The sequence below is a fragment of the Acinetobacter endophylla genome, from assembly GCF_053543775.1.
The window spans coordinates 1-548 of sequence record NZ_JBLVOM010000074.1 but is presented as its reverse complement, the minus strand read 5'-3'; the positions used below and the strand labels follow the sequence as shown (position 1 = coordinate 548).

Below are 548 nucleotides of genomic sequence, written 5' to 3'. Positions count from 1 at the left end.
GATAGATAAGATTGAATTAAATTCTAATAATATCTATTTGGCTAAAGATGAAAAAAGCTGGTACAACTATCGAAAGCATCGTATTTTAATTGCCTGGGGAGATAAAACTAATTTTCCTGGCGAAGTATCCGAATCAAGCCCTAACACAGTGAAACTCCCTATATTTTCTTTAGACGATCATTCCGTAAGATTGGGAGATATTAGTATATTAAAATCAGTTTATAGCTCAGCCACATTGACAGCCAGAAACGTATCAACGGGCTATTGGATACTCTATAAAATTGATAAAAACGATACGTTACAAGACTTCGAACTAATATTTGAACCGGCTGAGCCTTTTACCGGTATCCCGGTTGAATCTAGTTATGAAAAAACAATGGTTCAGTACTTAAGGGAGAATAATCGAAAATTCAATAAACCGCTAGTAGGCAATGTAACGGAACATTTTCTGGACTTACGTCCGGATATAATTTTGTTAGATACTCTACCGACCACAATTATTGAAGTAGCTGGCTATCAAAATGAAGTTTACCGTCAAAGATTAACCG

At 35.4% G+C, this 548-nt stretch carries 1 protein-coding gene; it reads left to right on the top strand.

Features of this window, described 5'->3' with window-relative positions:
• A partial coding sequence (locus tag ACNPNW_RS04930; RefSeq protein WP_448766624.1) for a hypothetical protein occupies positions 1-548 on the top strand: 548 nt, incomplete at both ends.